This window comes from Myroides sp. C1519 (assembly GCF_038039755.1).
Lineage (GTDB): Bacteria > Bacteroidota > Bacteroidia > Flavobacteriales > Flavobacteriaceae > Flavobacterium > Flavobacterium phaeum_A.
Genome location: NZ_JBBPHM010000035.1, coordinates 1 through 16,459 on the forward strand (window position 1 = coordinate 1; position 16,459 = coordinate 16,459).

11 protein-coding genes and 1 pseudogene are annotated in these 16,459 nt (G+C 30.9%); 4 read left to right on the top strand and 8 right to left on the bottom strand.

Annotated features, from left to right (window positions below):
* Positions 1-391 precede the first annotated feature (391 nt).
* Positions 392-1,620: pseudogene (locus AABL81_RS13140) on the top strand (IS256 family transposase).
* 155 nt (positions 1,621-1,775) lie between these two features.
* Here AABL81_RS13140 and mobB read toward each other — a convergent pair.
* From mobB to AABL81_RS13155, 3 genes are read right to left on the bottom strand one after another with little or no spacing between them, the layout of a single operon-like run.
* Positions 1,776-3,050: a conjugal transfer protein MobB gene (gene mobB, locus AABL81_RS13145; RefSeq protein ID WP_341341279.1), complete on the bottom strand. Its 1,275-nt coding sequence runs from the start codon at positions 3,048-3,050 to the stop codon at positions 1,776-1,778.
* A gap of 3 nt (positions 3,051-3,053) precedes the next feature.
* On the bottom strand, positions 3,054-3,482 hold the full coding sequence (mobA, locus tag AABL81_RS13150) for a conjugal transfer protein MobA (protein WP_341341280.1): 429 nt from the start codon (positions 3,480-3,482) through the stop codon (positions 3,054-3,056).
* Between the two features lie 49 nt (positions 3,483-3,531).
* Entirely contained in the window at positions 3,532-5,259 is a 1,728-nt protein-coding gene (locus tag AABL81_RS13155) for a DUF6035 family protein (protein ID WP_341341281.1), read from the bottom strand.
* Positions 5,260-5,408: 149 nt separating this feature from the next.
* On the opposite strand from AABL81_RS13155, the gene mobC reads away from it, so the two are divergent.
* Entirely contained in the window at positions 5,409-7,412 is a 2,004-nt protein-coding gene (gene mobC / locus AABL81_RS13160; protein ID WP_341341282.1) for a conjugal transfer protein MobC, read from the top strand.
* A 200-nt stretch (positions 7,413-7,612) separates the two neighbouring features.
* Positions 7,613-8,083 carry a JAB domain-containing protein gene (locus tag AABL81_RS13165; protein WP_341341283.1) on the top strand — a complete coding sequence of 157 codons (471 nt, stop codon included), beginning with the start codon at positions 7,613-7,615 and terminating at the stop codon, positions 8,081-8,083.
* A 54-nt stretch (positions 8,084-8,137) separates the two neighbouring features.
* Here AABL81_RS13165 and AABL81_RS13170 read toward each other — a convergent pair whose 3' ends face one another.
* Both AABL81_RS13170 and AABL81_RS13175 read right to left on the bottom strand, forming a co-directional pair.
* Complete coding sequence (locus AABL81_RS13170; protein WP_341341284.1) at positions 8,138-9,883, bottom strand: ATP-binding protein; 1,746 nt, start codon at positions 9,881-9,883, stop codon at positions 8,138-8,140.
* A 2-nt stretch (positions 9,884-9,885) separates the two neighbouring features.
* Positions 9,886-11,091, bottom strand: coding sequence for an SIR2 family protein (locus AABL81_RS13175; RefSeq protein ID WP_341341285.1), 1,206 nt, complete (start codon positions 11,089-11,091; stop codon positions 9,886-9,888).
* 346 nt (positions 11,092-11,437) lie between these two features.
* Here AABL81_RS13175 and AABL81_RS13180 point away from each other — a divergent pair, with 346 nt between their 5' ends.
* A complete protein-coding gene (locus AABL81_RS13180; RefSeq protein ID WP_341341286.1) occupies positions 11,438-11,965 on the top strand; it encodes an antirestriction protein ArdA in 528 nt (175 codons plus the stop codon).
* Positions 11,966-12,038: 73 nt separating this feature from the next.
* Here AABL81_RS13180 and AABL81_RS13185 read toward each other — a convergent pair whose 3' ends face one another.
* The 3 genes from AABL81_RS13185 to AABL81_RS13195 all read right to left on the bottom strand — a co-directional run bounded on the left by AABL81_RS13185 (position 12,039) and on the right by AABL81_RS13195 (position 15,831).
* Entirely contained in the window at positions 12,039-14,102 is a 2,064-nt protein-coding gene (locus AABL81_RS13185; RefSeq protein ID WP_341341287.1) for a type IA DNA topoisomerase, read from the bottom strand.
* 11 nt (positions 14,103-14,113) lie between these two features.
* Positions 14,114-15,433: a DUF3945 domain-containing protein gene (locus AABL81_RS13190; protein ID WP_341341288.1), complete on the bottom strand. Its 1,320-nt coding sequence runs from the start codon at positions 15,431-15,433 to the stop codon at positions 14,114-14,116.
* 101 nt (positions 15,434-15,534) lie between these two features.
* Positions 15,535-15,831 carry a helix-turn-helix domain-containing protein gene (locus tag AABL81_RS13195; protein WP_341341289.1) on the bottom strand — a complete coding sequence of 99 codons (297 nt, stop codon included), beginning with the start codon at positions 15,829-15,831 and terminating at the stop codon, positions 15,535-15,537.
* Positions 15,832-16,459 lie beyond the last annotated feature (628 nt).

Below are 16,459 nucleotides of genomic sequence, written 5' to 3' on the forward strand. Positions count from 1 at the left end.
TTATTGTTATAGGACTGAAAAAGTTTTACAAAACTAAAAAGTCAAGATGACTTCACCTTGTATTTATAATAGAATATTTTAATAGTGTAAATATAACACATCCCTTTAGATTAGGTTAATAATTGTTTTAGGTATGTTACATGAAATTAATGTGAAAAAATTATAAATTGAAGTAAGTAACTTAAATAGGCTTTTTTAAGTCCCCCATTTATTAAAGAAAGATTATAACACAAAAAAGAGACAATACTAAATTAGTACCCTGTAAAGGTCTCAAAAAAAGAAAAATCCTGTAAGTTAATTTATTTTACAGAGTTAAATACCTAATATAGGAGGGTGTCCCGTGAACTGTGTCATTAAAATAATTGTATAATAAAATATGTACATTAGTAAAATGAGCAGAGAACAAAAAAAGGAAAGATTTGATTTCGAGAGTTTTAAAGAACAAGCAATGGCTGATATTTATCAAGGAAAGAAAATGGGAGGTCCAGATGGTGTTTTTGGTCCCTTTTAAAACACTTCCTTGAGACTATGTTAGAAAGTGAACTAGAGAATCATTTGGAAGAAGAAAAGGCTAAAGGGATTCCAAATCGTCGCAACGGCAAGACTACTAAAACTGTTCGAAGTATGCAGTCAGGTTCTATTGAATTAGAATCTAATCGCGATCGCAATGGAACCTTTGAGCCCAGGGTGTTACCCAAACGTCAACTTATTATCACAGATCAATTAGAAGATAATGTAATTAGCCTATATGCTAAAGGCAGTAGTACTCGTGATATTGCGGGTTATATCATGGAAATGTATGGCATGGATATTTCAGCCACAGAAATATCGCGTATAACTGATAAAGTTATACCTGCAATGAAAGAGTGGCGTGATCGCCCTTTAGAAGCTATATATCCCTTTGTTTTCTTAGATTGTATGTTTTATAAAGTAAAAGAACAAGGTATTGTTACATCTAAAGCAGTGTATAATATATTAGGAGTTAATCAAGAGGGGAAGAAAGAATTAATAGGAGTTTATCTTGGAGAAACTGAAGGATCTAAGTTTTGGCTTTCAGTATTAACTAATCTTAAGGCGCGTGGTGTCCAAGATATCATTGTAGCTTGTGTGGATGGTTTAAAAGGCTTTCCTGAAGCTATACAAGCTGTATTTCCTAAGACACAAGTACAACTTTGTATTGTTCATCAAATAAGAACCAGTCTGCGTTTTGTTCCTCATAAAGATAAGAAAGCAGTGGCTGCTGATCTTAAACCTATATATACTGCTGTAAGTGAAGAACAAGGCTATGAAAGATTATTGCAGTTTGAAGAAAAATGGGCAAAGAATTATCCATTAGCCGCTAAAGGATGGTTGGATAATTGGGAACATTTGTCAACTTATTTTGATTTTGACCCTCATATCAGAAAAGCAATATATACCACTAATGCTATTGAAGCTATGCATCGACAGATAAGAAAAGTAACCAAGACTAAGGGAGCCTTTACTACTGAACAATCGCTTTTAAAATTAATGTTTTTAGCTATTACAGAGGTCTCTAAAAAATGGACTATGCCTATTCATAATTGGGGGTTGACAATGTCACAATTGTATATTAAATTTGGGGATAGATTACAACCGTAAAAAAAAACTCCGTTTCCTAGCTTTGGGGCTTAAGCCCCAAAGCTAGGAAACGGAAACTGACACAGTTTGTGTTACACTCCCTAATATAGAGATCAACTCTCTCAACTCTTCTTAAAAGGACTTAGAATAATACCAAAATTCAATACTATATTATCTCATAAATTTCTTTTTTTCTTTTTTCGTTTCATTTTTTGTTCAAAACTCAACTCTTCATAATCTATCTCCTCATTATTGTTTAAAAGATTAAAAAATGATACAAACTCTTCGTTATTAAAATTGGTTGTATCAGAATATAAGTACTCAAACATTGGATGTAATTCAATAGATTCATTTGTCTTATTCTGTTGAGAAGGTATTAAAATTGAATTAGTTTGCTCTTCTGTCCTACTACTCCATTTTTGATTCAGTGTATTAGCTGACAACTCTTTACTTAAATCAGAGCCTTTATAGACACTTTTAGAATTGTGGTCGATAAAAATTACACCATAGATACGATTATCTTTGTTATGAAAGATAACAACGTTTATTCCATGATTCAATAGTTCTTCTTTAAATTCTTGTTGTGAGTTCGTTGTGTTTAACGCTATCTCGATCTTATGTTTAAAATTCTCTTTATTGGGTAAAGATTTTAGTTTTTCTTTTGATGCTTTAAAGTGACTTTCAAGATTTTGATAGCTTGCATTTTTTCCAAAAAGGGAAGCCTTAAAAGGATTGCTTACCTTCTCCCCTTTTTCATTTATGGCAAAGTACACTAAACCTTGTTTTGTTTGTCCACTATAAGATACTTCTACTCTTTCTGCTCTTATATTAAATAGAGATAATAAAGCATTATAACTTGTTAGACTTTCACAGTTATAATACTTGGGTATATATCGTATTACAGAAGCTATTTGAACTTTTAAATTATGTTTAGAATAGTCTACTGGTGTAAATTGAATTTGTTTAGATTCCTCTTTTGTTTGATTTATAGAAGAGGTTAGATTAAACTTCTTTTCAATTTCTCGACAAACTTTCATTGATTTTAGATGATCGTATTTATCATCAATTTTCTTTCCTTTTAAGTCAGTGCAAACTGTGACTATATGGATATGTTCTCTTTCTATATCACTATGCTTATAGACAATATAAGGTTGATCTGCATAACCCATACTATCCATATACTGTTTAATTATTTCGTTTAAAGTCGTATCATCCATTTTATCATTGGGATTGGGATTTAAAGAAATGTGTCGTACTACTTTTTCAGTCTTGTTATTTAAAAGTAAATAAGGTTCAAAGTGTTTGTAAAGTTGAGTGATATAGTTTGATATGCTAGTTGGTTCAGGCAAGTTGTTTGTAAACAAAATGGAGCCTTGTCCTTTATCAACTTTTAATTGATTGTAGGACAAAGCTCCAATAAGATTATTTCCTTTACCAATCTTAGCTATCATAACTTATAGATTAGTATTAAGATACTTCTCTTCAAACTCTTTGGTTAACTTGATAATGTAATAGCAAAGCTTTGATAAGTCTTTGGTATACTCTTCAAGTTTTGAGATAGAACGTTTCGCTTTGTCTTCAGAGAAGTATTGATTACATAGCTTTACAATCTGGTTGTAGTTCACTCCTATTGCTCTAAATTGATTAAATAGTTTAGTCAGTTGTGCCTGATATTGCAGTGCTGCAACATCTACTTTGACTGTTTTAACTTGTCTATCTAAAAGCATAGAAACAAGAAAGCTTGCTTTGTTTGTCATTCCTGAAGATGTAAATAAAGCAAGCAAGCGTTGATTTTCAGATTCGGTGAGTCTGAAAACATGTCTGTATTTTTTAGGATTGGATTTTATCTTTCTTCCTCCTTTGTTTTTATTGGTAGTTTGCATAGTTTCTTATTTAATTCTATCAAAATAAGAAACTATTAAAAAAACCTCTTTAAAATGACCTTGAGAGGTTTAATTTGGAAGTTATATAATCCTCAAAAATATCAGGATGTACTTTTACAAGAATATTATAATATGTTTTATCTGTTTCTTCGTCAACTAGACGATTAAGCTTATTTACTATTGTTCTCTTTTTATCTACTTTTTCTAATTCAGCTCCTAATTCTGTTTTATTTAATACATATGAAAAATAATGATGAAGGCTCTTGTTTTGATTTAATACTAGTATCAAATACTGAACCCAGTTTTTAAGATTCTTTCCAATTATTTGCATTCTTTTTGCAGATTCAACGAATAAAAGAAAACTAAGTATATTTCGTACTTTATCTAACTCCTCTAATTTACTAAAATTAGAATAATACATCCATTCATAATACTTTGAATCCCAAAACTTTCCTCCTTTTAAAATTAATAAATCTTTATCTTGTTCAGTAGGTTGATAACCACGATAGAAAATAGATTTTTCAACCTTATAGAGCCTTTTTAATAAATACTCATTATTATAGATGTAATCCATTATTCCCTTTCCTAAGTTATCCTTTAGGTTTATATCAAAATCAAAATTTGTCGTTATAAGTAAAAACTCAACTATATTCATTGAGCTTTCCTTTTCTTCTTTATCGAATTGATATTGTTTTATATAGAATAAAAACAGAGGTATCCCATCTATTTTTTTATTCAAGTCCACAGCAGACTTTAGTGCATCAATCTCAAGATAACTAAAATTATCTACCTCTTTTTTCATTGAGTAAAAGTTCCATCCCCTACTTCTATAAGCTTTCATCCTCTTTAATAACGAGATAATCTTTTCCTTCGCTTCTCCTTTCTTTAATGATTTGATCTCTTCCTCTTTCCTAAGTTCTAAGTTTCTTTTTATGTAACTAAGTTCATTTTCTTTCCGCCCCAACTCAAAGTTAAAATGATAATAAAAACAATAATATTCTTGAATATTAAAAATCAAATTATCTAATGAGATTCTAACATTATTCCACCTATTATGGATTACTTCATTTTTGTAAATAAATGGTTCTTTAAAATAACATTCCAAAACAAGTTTATCATCCTCATTGTCATCTACACTTAATAAATTTTGATGTGCCCAAACGTATTTAATATCACGTTGAAAATTAGATAATTCTGTAGGCATATTTTTTAAATCAATAATCCAGATTAAGTAAATACCGTTATTTTTATAAAAATCATATCTATGTTTAATATAGTGTAATGGTAAACTAGACAACTGTATTTCAAAGGCTAGTTTATATCCTTTATATTCACAATATACATCTGGTCTTCTTTTACCTTCTAGTCCCTTAATAAACTTTGAATCAATATCAATTGATCCAGGAGCTACAAAAGGTTCTTTCATCAACAATTGTCCAATTTTATGCTTTAATTCTTTATGCCTCGGACTTTCTCTACAAATTGCAGAGATTTTATACACCTCCACTAAATTGTTATCTGGATTTAATAGTTCAGAATCAGATAACACACAATATGTCGCTTGAGGTAGATGTCTAAAGTAAACTTTGTCTTTACTACTGTTTGCGCAAACTAGATTTTGCCCACATTCTACACATGTAAATCTAATAGTATTAGAATTATATTGGTTTCTTATTTCAAAACCATCCTTCTGAGACTTAATAGTCTCATTTAAATCTATTATTCTCTTTTCTTCATTATCATAAACATAGTCAATACTTCTCTCCTGCTTACTCATCTTATGTATCCTGTTGATATTAAATATTAGCAATTTAATTAAAATAAAACTATCAATCTAACGTAGCCAAACAAAACCAATATATTCCATTACAATGCACTTTCCCTAATACAGTCTTATTTTAAATCGTTATTATTAATAGACATATTATGCAATCAGAAGACGATTTAAAAGCGCTTGCTAAAATCTTAGCGTTTATGCGAGCAGTAAGTATTTTACTTATGCTTATGCACCTATACTGGTATTGTTATTCTTTCTTTCTAAATCTTGGAATAACACACAATGTTGTAGATAGAATACTAGTTAACTTTAATCGAACAGCAGGACTGTTTTCCCATCTACTTTATACTAAACTCTTTTGTCTAGTTTTACTCTCTTTAAGCCTGTGGGGAGGCAAAGGCGTAAAACATGAAAAGATAACAGTTTTTAAAATCATAGGTGTTTTTACAGTTGGTTTTTGTCTGTTCTTTTTCAATTTCTTTTTACTTGATTTTGGATATTATTGGAGTGCTATGCTGTATATAGCAACTACGTTCTTAGGCTATATCTTACTTTTAGTATCTGGTGCTTGGATTAGCAGACTCCTAAAAGATAACCTCATGCAAGATGTGTTTAACTTTGAGAACGAGAGTTTTATGCAAGAGACTCGTCTTATTGAAAATGAATACTCTGTTAACCTTCCTTCAAGGTTCTACTTTAAAGGTAAATGGAACAGCGGTTGGATAAACATTGTTAATCCATTTAGAGCAACTATCGTTTTGGGTACTCCTGGTTCTGGTAAATCCTATGCTGTGGTGAATAACTTTATCAAGCAACAAATTGAAAAAGGATTTTCGATGTATATCTACGATTTTAAGTTTGATGACTTATCGACCATTGCTTATAATCATCTGCTGTTACACAAAGATAAATACGCTATCGCGCCTAAGTTCTACGTGATAAACTTTGATGATCCAAGTCGAAGTCATCGTTGTAATCCGATTAACCCATCGTTTATGACAGATATATCTGATGCTTATGAATCAGCCTATACCATTATGCTTAACCTTAACCGCTCATGGATACAAAAACAAGGTGACTTTTTTGTGGAATCACCAATTATTCTATTAGCCGCTATTATTTGGTTTTTAAAGATCTATCAAAATGGAAAGTATTGTACGTTTCCCCACGCTATTGAGCTTTTAAATAAAAAATATGCAGATGTGTTTACCATACTTACCTCCTATTGTGATTTAGAGAATTACCTTTCTCCTTTTATGGACGCATGGGAAGGTGGAGCGCAAGACCAATTACAAGGGCAAATAGCTTCAGCTAAAATACCGCTGTCTCGTATGATATCACCATCACTGTACTGGGTAATGACAGGAGATGATTTTTCTTTGGATATTAATAATCCTAAAGAACCTAAAATACTATGTGTCGGAAACAATCCTGACAGGCAAAACATCTACTCTGCTGCTCTTGGACTTTACAACTCACGTATTGTAAAACTAATCAATAAAAAAGGTCAACTTAAAAGTTCTGTTATCATAGATGAATTACCGACTATCTATTTTAGAGGACTCGATAATCTTATTGCTACTGCTCGTAGTAATAAAGTAGCGGTATGCTTAGGGTTCCAAGATTTTTCACAACTTAATAGAGATTACGGAGATAAAGAAAGTAAAGTAATTCAAAACACAGTTGGTAATATCTTCTCAGGGCAAGTAGTTGGAGATACTGCTAAAGCCTTATCAGAACGCTTTGGAAAAATACTTCAAAAGCGTCAGAGCATATCCATTAATAGAAATGACCGTTCTACCTCCTTCTCTACCCAGCTTGATACGCTTATTCCTGCTTCTAAAATATCTACCCTTACCCAAGGAATGTTTGTGGGGGCTGTCTCTGATAATTTTGAACAGCGTATAGAGCAAAAGATATTTCACGCTGAGATTGTAGTTGATAATGAAAAGGTCTCTCAAGAAATGAAATCCTATCAAAAGATACCTCAGATAACTTCTTTTTTAGATGCTAAGGGTAAAAACACCTTAAATGAAACAATTCAAGCGAATTATAGACAAGTTAAACTTGATGTTGAATCAATAATTGAATCAGAGCTAAAACGCATTGAAAACGATCCTGAATTGGTTCATTTGATTAATAAGAAGAAGTAAACTTATCTTCTAGTCCTTCAGGCTAATAGTGGTTTTATTTTTTATCAATTCTCTCACTAAGCAAGGTAATGCTCCGCGGTTCGCTTTCAAAAAATTCCCCCATAAATGCTTGACCTTGTCTACGCTTTATTGCGTTGCTTTTTGAGCTTGCTTAAGCATTACCTAAAGCTGCTCCATAATTAATTAAAAAATATAATATTATGGAATCTACAGTTTTAAACAGCAATTGGTTAGTGGCATCAGAGATAGAGCTAATCTACAAATCTAAGGTTAAAGCATCTGAAAGACCTAGAATTGACTCTTCATATTCAGCTTTTCAAATAGCCTTAAAAGCATGGAATCAAAATAAAATTGAATTATTAGAGCAATTTAAAGTACTTATGCTTTCAAATAGCAATGCAGTACTTGGTGTACTTGAAATATCATCAGGTGGTATTACTGGAACAATAGTAGATATTAGACTATTATTTGCAGCTTTACTAAAAGCAAAAGCAACTGCTTTTATCTTAGTACACAATCACCCTTCAGGAAAATTACAACCAAGTGATGCAGATAGACAAATCACCCAAAAAATTAAACAAGCAAGTAAATTGCTTGATATTGCTCTTTTAGATCATTTAATAATAACATCAGAAAGTTATTACTCATTTGCAGATAAAGGCGTCTTATGACGCCTTATTTTTTACATCAAAAACATTCTGTTAATTATAAAATTTTGAAACAATTTAAAATTTCGGGGTATCGAATTTTGGTTCTATCAATGGTTTATCAATTTGAATTGATAACGGCATAGGAAAGTCTACTCCCATTATAATAGCTTCACCTGCCCCTAATGAAGGTAAAAACGACAATGTTTCCTTATTAGCTGTCGAGCAAGCACTTGAGATTGCTTCTTTATCATAATGATTAATAAGTCGATGAGTTACAAATGTACCCATTTGACTTAAAGTTCCAATTGGTATATCTCTAGGCATTTGAGTAGCTAAACATAAAAACAGCCCATACTTTCGACTTTCTTTTGCTATACTGTCAAAAGCACTTAATTCAGTACTTTCAAAATATTCATCTTTTACTTTTTTATTTAAAAATTGATGCGCTTCATCAACGAATAAAACCAATGGTTTATCTCTAAACACAAGTGTTCTTGATTTATTTAACAAATATCTACCTAAAGCATTTGCTAAAATTTCTCTTGCTTGAAAATCATATGGAACATCTTCAAAACTAATTCTTAATATATTTAAATTTGGATTTACTAAAAATTCTTCTATCGTGGATATTAGGTTAGATGTTTTAGGATCACTAAAACCAAACATCCCTTTATATTTATCGTTTGAAATTATATTGTTAATTCTAATAATTAGACTTGTTGCATTACTTAAATTCCGGTCATCTTGTCTTGTCCATTGGTTATTATAAACTTGAAAACATTCATTTACAATTTGCTTATGAAGCAATGAAATATCAAAATCATTGTTATTAAAATTTTCAATCTTTTCTTTATAAATATGATTAGCATTATTAAATGGCGCTGTAAATTGATTTTGCTTTGTAAGCAATTCATTTTCTATAAGTACAGCTTGGAATCCATCCTTTGTATTAAAATAAAAAATATTTTGGCGACCATTTTTATTATGGGAATTCTTAGGAATATCATTAATTAAACAACGAACTAACTTTAAAGATTTAATTGCTTCTAATAAAATAGGTTGCTGTACTTGGCCTGAAGGTCTAAACAACACAAATAAATCATTGATTGTAAGATTTTGATAAGGAAAATAGCTGTCTGTAATAAGCTTAGTACTTATAACCTTGCCATCAGTATCAAAACTAGAGTATTCTCCTGTTGGATCAATAATTATAGCTTTTGAATTAGCCAGTATAATCCCTTCTATAAATTTACTTATAGTATAACTTTTACCACCACCAGTAGTTCCTACAACAGCACAATGACGACCAAATAAAGCCTGTAAAGATAGATCAACAGGTACATTTTTATCATAGATCAAATTACCTAATTTAATTGTTGGTGTTGTTACCAAATCTTCTTTTTTGACTCCAAACTTCTTAAAATGTGTTGATAAAAATTCAGAAGAACAGATAAAAACTTTTGATCCAATCAAAGGCAAAGAATTAACTCCTTTTTCAATGTCTAAAGGATTAAATAAATCGAAGGATAATAATACTTCCAATCTACCTGTTGGATGAAATTCCTTAGTTGAGAAAGTTTTCTCACTCAGTTCCAACCTTTCTTTTTCAGGCAGAGTAATTTCCAATAGTTTACAAAGGAATCCTTTGTCTTCACCTTCAATTACGACATAATTCCCAACAAGTCCACCTTTTAAAATTTCAGAATTATGGTAAAAAGACTTCATTAAAACTGAAGAAGGAAAATGGATCTTTATGAAAGAAGGTGATACATGATTAACATATCCTAAAAAATGACTATGTTGAAATGGATTTATCTTCATTTTTAAACAGTTGGTAAGTTTATAACTATTTGTTTATTTGTATCATGATTATAGGTTTGTAAATCAGGATAATGGTTAGAAAACTCTTCGAATGTTTCTGCTACTATTGAAATATTAGAATATTTTTTAGCTGCTTCAATAAAAGGTTTTAAGTTGACATTACTTTCATCAATACTACGATTAATTATCATTAGTTGAAAACTTGGATTCTGTTCCAATGCTTCGATAATAGAAGTAACAATGTGTTTATCACCAAAGCTAAATCCAATAGTTACTAAAAAAACATTTTCTTTTCTTAAACTATTTTGAAATCGTGACATCATTTCAAAATAAGGTTGTTCATATGAACTTTCGTATTTTGATTGATGTGGATAAATCATCAAAGGAAATTCGATTCCTTCACGTTGATAAATTTTATTGTCAATTTTCTCCCAATTTACAGAGCCATGTAACTTATATAAATGAAAAACCTTTTCTATAAAATTATCTTCTTCTTTAACTCTACTTTGATTTCTACTTACAATATCATAATCAAAATTTCGCCCACTAAAAACTCTAGGAATACCAAATGAAAAGCCATCTATGACCGTAAAATTATTTTTACTTGCAGCTTGTTCAAACATTGTATCATAATTCAATGTAAACAATTTAAACCTTGGGAGTGTAACCTTTCTTTTTGTCATTTTATTCAACAAAATAGAATGTGGTGCATTATCTGGAAGATTTAGCATACAAGCATTTCTAATAAAAATTTTTATTTCATCCACGCAATCTACTAAATTAACTTCATCTGAAGTAATATAAGGTATCGCAGGCGTCGCCATTGATAAAACTTTCTCTAGGTTTTTAACAATGGTTCCATCAGGCCACTTATCATTATATTTAATGACTTCTAATAATTTTTGGAATAATTCTACACCTAATTCTGCTTCAACACCATCCCATAAACTAACCATAGATTGGCCGACCTTACCATCAACACCCCAATCTATAGAAGACCCTGCACCTGTCAATAAAACCAAATTCTCAAACTGATGATTTAGAGTTTTAGCATATTTATTTCTTTTGGTTACAATAGCATAATCTATTCTATTTTCAGTACTTCCTTTAAAATCATGTTCCTTATTATCAATAAATACTTTTATGTCTTCAGGATTTGAATCATCATAAGCTACAGAACTTTTATTATTTAGTAATAGTGTTTTCATTCGTAAGTAAATTTTTAAGATAAGATCCCCTAAATTAATAAACAATATCACATTATCTACAATAAATACATTAAGTATCAAATATAAAAAGCATTCTCATGTTAATAAGACTAAACATAAGTATTAGTACAATATCTCATTTTTCTATTACAACCTACGCTCTGCTATTTCATTAGGCAAAGTTTTTTAGCTTTTTTGCTCTTGCAAGTTCAAGTCCTATAGATTACCGCAATAAATCTTCCTCACTCTATGAGCGTATTTATTTTGTGAAACTTGCTCATAGCTAAAAACCAAAACTCTATAGCCATGAAATTAACCAGACCCTAAGGTCATAATACTATTTATCATGGAAAATTTAATGCACTCAAAAGTTTATGTTGGTACTTATGCTAAGTATAACAATAGTTCAATTAAAGGAGATTGGATCGAGCTTAGTAACTTTAGTTCTATTGAGGAATTTTATGAATGTTGTTCAGAACTTCATTCTGATGAAACAGATCCAGAGTTTATGTTTCAAGATTGGGAAAATATTCCATCTGAGTTAATCTCAGAAAGTAGCCTTTCGGAAAATATCTTTTCAATCATTGAAAAAGTATCAGATTTAGACTATAAAACCTTAGAAGCTTTTTCAGCTTGGATAAGCATTAGTAATCCAAATATTGAATCTGATGATATAGACTCATTATTTGAATCATTTGAAGATGATTATCAAGGATATTACAATAGTGAAGAAGATTTCGCTTATCAAATCATTGATGAATGCTATGATTTATCTGATTTTGTAAAATCATATTTTGATTATGAGAGCTTTGCTAGAGATTTATTTATGGGTGATTATACCTATGAAAATGGTCATATATTTAGAAATAGCTAATCATTCTTTGATTAGTATATACCAAAAGAAGTTATCTGAATTAGATAACTTCTTTTGGTATATTTAGTTTTAATTACTTACTTTTAAACTCAAATCCAGTAGTACAATCTTCTTTTAAGATAATATAAGCCTCAAATTTCTTTCCTGATTTACTTATCAATCCTTTTAGCAGTTTGGTTTTCCACTGTTCAAGTAAATCTGTGATATCATCAATGGAGAGCTTAACGCCACAAATCTCTCTAAACAACACCCAATTACAATCAGTATCCAAACATTTAACGACCTTTTCTCTTAATTGAAGTGTATTTTGTTTACACTTTGGACAAGATAGATGATCTGTTTCTGTGACTGGCTTGATAGCTAAAAGCTCCGATGTTATCTCGGTAGCATAACCCTCAATCTGTCTGTGGAAATCTTCCATATTGATTTTATTTTCTTCAATATCTTTAAAAGCTGATTCCCATTTAGCGGTTAACAGTACATCTGAGATAAGCTTATCCTTGACTATTTCATATACTTTGAGTCCTTTCTCTGTTGGAACAAGTGACTTGGCTTTTCTTATAATATAATCCCTATTTAAAAGCGTTTCAATAATAGACGCTCTTGTTGCTGCTGTTCCAATTCCAACGTCTTTAATGACACTTTGAAGTGACTTATTTTCGACCTCTTTCGAGGCATTTTCCATAGCTGATAAAAGTGTACTCTCTGTATATAAAGCTTTTGGTCTTGTTGATTTCTCAAGAGTTTTAACTTCTTTTATCTTTAGATTATCTCCTTGTTTTAAATCTGGTAGATCTATTACTATCTCATCATTATTGGATAACTCCTTTCTTACCTCTCTCCATCCAAGTTCTATAATTGAAGACGATTTAAAACTAAACTCATAATCCAAAACACTTAAGGTTACCCCTATTTGCTTTTTCACACAAGGCTCAAATACTGCTTCCCATACTCTTTGAGCAATCAAATGATAAATACTTTCTTCTTTAGTAGTTATCGCTGAAGGAAGTCTGTCTGTGGTTAATAGTCCATGATGATCCGTTACCTTTATATCATTAACTATTTTTTTATTAAGCCTTGATAGCTTAAGTTTTAAAAGAAAATTACTGTATCTCCTATCATCAGAAAGAACCTTTAATAAATTAGGAATCTCAGACCATAAATCCTCTGGTATATACTTACTTGATGTTCTTGGATAAGAAATAAATTTTTTTTCATACAAGCTTTGAGCAATACCTAGTGTCTCATCTGCTGAAAAACCAAACAGCTCATTGGCTCTTTTTTGAAGTGAGGTTAAATCAAAAAGTAGTGGGGCCTCTTCTTTGATTGTCTTAGTTTCTACTTTTTCAATTTTAACTTCACTTTGCTTTTCAATGAGTTTAAATGTTTGTTCTGCCTTTTGTTTATCTTCCCATTTATCAGTTGAGAACGACTTAAATAATACACCTTCTTTTGAGTGTTGCAGTTCTAATTGATAATACAACTTCTTTTTAAAAGAAGTATTCTCCAAATACCGTTTACAAATAAGACTCAATGTTGGGGTTTGCACTCTACCAATTGAATACACCGAGTCATTCATTGAAACTGTTAACGCTTGTGATGCATTTATACCAACAAGCCAATCTGCTCTACTTCTACTGTGACCTGCTCTGAAAAGTCCATCAAATTCATTTCCTTTTTTAAGGTTTTGTAAACCTTCTTTAATGGCCTTTTCTGTTAATGAACTTATCCATAATCGTTTAAAAGGTTTGTCACAATTTAAATACTGGTATATATAGCGAAAGATAAGTTCTCCTTCCCTACCCGCATCTGTAGCTACAATAATCTCAGAACATATTTTAAAGAGTTTATCAATAACCTTAAGCTGTTTTAAAGCACTTGGATCAGAAGTATATTTGTTTACTTTTTTAATCTTTCTTGGAAGTAACAAATAAGACCTTGGTAAGATTGGCAAAGTCTCTCTTTTAAAACCTTGAAATCCATAATCCTCAGGCATGGCAAGTGAAACTAAATGACCAATAGCCCAAGTAACACAATATCCTTTTCCTTCAATAAAGCCCTCTTTTTTAGTTTTGGCTCCAACAAGCATAGCTATCTCCCTAGCTACACTTGGTTTTTCTGCAAGAATCACAATCATAGTTTTCAACTTTACATTTTACGTCCTTTTGATTTTTTAGACTCATCTGATTGCTTTTCTGATTGCGTTTGAGCTTTTGATTGATCTTCTTTATTTGGATTTTGAAACGAGAAGTTAGCTTGTTTGGTTTCTTTGTTATAAGTAATATATCCTTGATAAGGATTCCCCCTTTTGTCAATAAGATCTTTGATATAAACCGATTTTCCTTCTAATAGTTCTGCTTGCTCTTTATCTGTAAGTTCTTTTCCTCTAAAGGTTTTCAAATTATCTGATAACTGAGATTGGTTTGGTGTTTGACTCTGTGCTTGCGATTGCTTGTTAGTATTATCAAATAAAAACTCAATATGTCCCTTAGCCGCATTATACTGAATCTCAGCATTAAAAAGCTTCCCTTTTGCTGAAGTCATTCCCTCTACAAGTAGTGGTTTACCCTCTTTCAAAGTCTGAAGTTGTTCTTCACTAAGTATGATTCCTTTTACTTCCTTAGGTAGTTGCATTTTTTCAACTCTTGTAACTACAAGGTTATTGGTAAGTCTATCCACACTTACCACCGATGGAATCTTCTCTTTAGTAGTAGGATGTGTTAGTTCCACTACTCTACCCATATTACCAGTTTTTAAAAGATTGTGCTTATCCTGTTTTGAAAACTCATGACCGTATAAAGGAACGTTGAGATTTGGATATTTCTTAACTCCTTCTAAGGCCATTACAACTTTGCCATCAGCATTTTTCTGAAGCGAAAGTCTCGCATCAAGAGAAAAAACAGCAGAGCCTAAATCAAGATTTACAGCTACTAAATCTTTTGTTTTATAACCTTTTAAGAGAGGATCTAAAAGATCCATTTCTTGCAATTTTTCTTTTGATAGGCCAAGTCTTGAGAGTGAATTCCAATCAATATCTTTTATATCGAATTTATTAGAATTATACTGCCCCTCTTCTTTTGTGGGTTCTGCTACTTTGTTTTCTTTCTTTTGTTCTTTACCAACGTCAGATACTTGGTGCTTTAAAAACAACTCATGCGTAGTTCCCGATTGATTTAACTCCTTTTGCATTTGATTTGCCATCTTGATGGTCAAAAGCTCTGGAACTCTAAAAAAAGTAAATTGTGTTGGATTTTTTAGTTGACTAAAAAAATTGGAAAAGAAGTTTGAAAAGAAATCTCCATGACGATCAACTTTCATAAATTGATTTTGATTCTTTTTAGTAGCTGGCACGGTTTCAAGTTTACCGTCTTTATCTAATCCCTTAACTACCTGAATTTTATTTTTTGTTTTGTCATTAACAAGAAGCACATCATGCTCTACTTGTCTTTCTGTGTTTTCTGTACTCATAATACATAGTTTTAAATAGTTAAAAACTTAAAACTAAAGCCAAGATACCTTGCAAAGTAAATAGTCTGCTTTAAAGGTTACTCTTGGCCTTTAGCTGCTATTTACATCTTGCGTACAGGATGTTTAAAACATTCTCTGATAAACTGATTGACATCTGAGCGTTTGTAGTAGAGTTTACCACTAATTGTATAGTAAGGGAGTTTACCATCTGAGCGGTAACGCTGTAATGAGCGTGGGCTAATTTTTAATAACTGTAAAACATCTTGGTTATCTAAAAGCTCTTCTCCATCTATAGTTTGAGTTTTTATAGGGAGGTCTTTTATATGTTCTGACAAATGATCAAAGCGCGTCATAATACGCTCCATCCATAAAAGGAATTCTGTGCGATCTATATTCATAATGTTAGAATTTAATAGGTTAATTAAATTTGTTAGCTAACATTACAAATGAACAAAGCTTGGCAAAATAAATCTGCCAAGCTCTGCCAATGGGTACTATTTTTCGCTAAAAAAATTAGCAAACAAAAACTAAATAATTAGGTATAATTAACTAAATTAGAAAGTATTAACTTTTTTAAAAAATTAAAACATTATGGGATTAAAACCAGGACCTAAAAGAATTGCAAAATCAACTGGAGAGCCTAATAAAAGACAATAAAGACACTCTTGGTAATACGCCTTCTCTTAAACCACATAAGCATAAGAAAGATGATTAAAAGCAATTGAAAAGCACTGTTTTCTCAAACAGTGCTTTTTTTGTCAACTTAAATTTTAAAATATAGTTGATTAACTAAATTTGTTTAATTTAGCAATTAACTCATTATCAAGTAATTTACAAAAATTTCATTTATATGGCTACTTTTATCCTAATACTATCGAGTTTATCCTTACTCTCTGGAGTTGGGCTTATATATTGGATAAATAGAAGAAAATTCTATCGTCGAAATGTAGCTGGTTTGGAAGGTTTTACAATGTATGTCTTCAAACTAATGTAGACTTTTAGCACGTAAATATAAGATAGTGTATT

What these genes read in the sequence shown, in the direction of transcription:
- mobB (WP_341341279.1), bottom strand. Translation starts at nt 3,050, where the DNA reads ATGATAGCTAAGATTGGTAAAGGAAATAATCTTATTGGAGCTTTGTCC.
- mobA (WP_341341280.1), bottom strand. Translation starts at nt 3,482, where the DNA reads ATGCAAACTACCAATAAAAACAAAGGAGGAAGAAAGATAAAATCCAAT.
- AABL81_RS13155 (WP_341341281.1), bottom strand. Translation starts at nt 5,259, where the DNA reads ATGAGTAAGCAGGAGAGAAGTATTGACTATGTTTATGATAATGAAGAA.
- mobC (WP_341341282.1), top strand. Translation starts at nt 5,409, where the DNA reads ATGCAATCAGAAGACGATTTAAAAGCGCTTGCTAAAATCTTAGCGTTT.
- AABL81_RS13165 (WP_341341283.1), top strand. Translation starts at nt 7,613, where the DNA reads ATGGAATCTACAGTTTTAAACAGCAATTGGTTAGTGGCATCAGAGATA.
- AABL81_RS13170 (WP_341341284.1), bottom strand. Translation starts at nt 9,883, where the DNA reads ATGAAGATAAATCCATTTCAACATAGTCATTTTTTAGGATATGTTAAT.
- AABL81_RS13175 (WP_341341285.1), bottom strand. Translation starts at nt 11,091, where the DNA reads ATGAAAACACTATTACTAAATAATAAAAGTTCTGTAGCTTATGATGAT.
- AABL81_RS13180 (WP_341341286.1), top strand. Translation starts at nt 11,438, where the DNA reads ATGGAAAATTTAATGCACTCAAAAGTTTATGTTGGTACTTATGCTAAG.
- AABL81_RS13185 (WP_341341287.1), bottom strand. Translation starts at nt 14,102, where the DNA reads ATGATTGTGATTCTTGCAGAAAAACCAAGTGTAGCTAGGGAGATAGCT.
- AABL81_RS13190 (WP_341341288.1), bottom strand. Translation starts at nt 15,433, where the DNA reads ATGAGTACAGAAAACACAGAAAGACAAGTAGAGCATGATGTGCTTCTT.
- AABL81_RS13195 (WP_341341289.1), bottom strand. Translation starts at nt 15,831, where the DNA reads ATGAATATAGATCGCACAGAATTCCTTTTATGGATGGAGCGTATTATG.